Here is a 1,487-nt window from a genome sequence, read left to right as displayed (position 1 = left end):
GCCCTGCCGGTGGCGGGTGCGCAGGCGGGCGGCCTGCCGCCGCAGAGCACCGCTCAGTGGGGGCTGTTCGCCGGGCTGCTGATCGTCAACCTGGCGCTGATCGGCGTCACCACGCACTTCAGCGAGCAGCAGGAGGAACGCTCCAGCGCCCGCGCCGCCGCCATCGTCGAACTGGAGCGCGCCAACGCGGCCCTGCGGCGGGCACTCGACGAGAACGCCGCGCTCCACACCCAGTTGCTGCTCCAGGCGCGGGAGGCGGGCATCGCGGACGAGCGCCGGCGGCTGGCCGCGGAGATCCACGACACGCTCGCCCAGGGACTGACCGGGATCATCGCCCAGCTCCAGGTGGTGGCGAGCACCGACGACCCCGCCGTGGCCCGCAGGCACGCGGACCGTGCCGCGGACCTGGCGCGGCACAGCCTCGGTGAGGCACGCCGGTCGGTGCAGAATCTCGCTCCGGCCGGCCTGGCCGAGGACGGCCTTCCGCAGGCGCTGCGCAAGACGGTCGACGGCTGGTCCGAACGGCAGGGGCTGCGGGCGGAGTTCACCCTGACCGGGGAGCCGGAGCAGTTGCACGGCGAGGTCGCCGCCACCTTGCTGCGGATATTGCAGGAGGCACTGTCCAACGTGGCCCGGCACGCGTCGGCGTCCCGGGTGGGCGTCACCCTCAGCTTCATGGGCGACGAGGTCACCCTCGACGTCCGGGACGACGGCCGCGGGTTCGACCCGGCCGCGCTCCCGCCACGCACCCGGAACGGGGGTTTCGGCCTGGACGGCATGCGGGCCCGCGCCGAACGCATCGCCGGGTCGGTGGTGGTCGAGTCGGAGGCGGGGCAGGGCACCGCCGTGTCGACTCGCGTACCGTTGGTCCGTCATGAGCGATGAGACGTCCGGCCGGACCGCAATCACCTTGCTGATCGTCGACGACCACCCCGTCGTGAGGGACGGTCTGCGCGCTCTGTTCGAAGCCGCTCCGGGGTTCCGGGTGCTCGGGGAGGCGGCCGACGGGGTCCGGGCGGTGGCGCTGGCCGCCGAACTCGACCCGGACGTGGTGCTGATGGACCTGCGGATGCCCGGTGGCGGCGGGGTGCCGGCCATCGCCGAGCTGACGCGTCGCGGCATCCGCGCCAAGGTCATGGTCCTCACCACCTACGACACCGATTCCGACACCCTGCCGGCCATCGAGGCGGGGGCGACCGGTTACCTGCTCAAGGACGCCCCGCGCGACGAACTGCTGGCCGGTGTGCGGGCGGCGGCGGAGGGCCGCACGGTGCTCTCCCCCGCCGTCGCCTCGCGTCTGGTGTCGGCGGTCCGCGCCCCGGGCAACGAGCTGCCCTCCGCGCGCGAGCGGGAGGTGCTGGCCCTGGTCGCCCGGGGCACCTCCAACCGGGAGATCGCCCGTGAGCTGTTCATCAGCGAGGCCACGGTGAAGACCCATCTCACCCATCTGTACGCGAAGCTGGGCGTGAACGACCGCGCGGCGGCGG

General features: G+C 73.8%; 2 protein-coding genes. Both read left to right on the top strand.

Annotated elements, in window-relative coordinates:
- Window positions 1-885 (top strand): sensor histidine kinase (locus HW445_RS30695; RefSeq protein ID WP_180224061.1); only part of this gene is annotated, 885 nt, incomplete at its 5' end.
- On the top strand, window positions 875-1,487 hold a 613-nt coding region (locus HW445_RS30690; RefSeq protein WP_180224060.1), incomplete at its 3' end, for a response regulator transcription factor. The genes HW445_RS30695 and HW445_RS30690, both read left to right, overlap by 11 nt.

The sequence above is a fragment of the Streptomyces sp. UH6 genome (assembly GCF_013421635.1).
GTDB lineage: Bacteria > Actinomycetota > Actinomycetes > Streptomycetales > Streptomycetaceae > Streptomyces > Streptomyces abyssomicinicus.
Note: the sequence above shows the minus strand (reverse complement) of the source record. Positions and strands in the feature narration are given on the sequence as shown.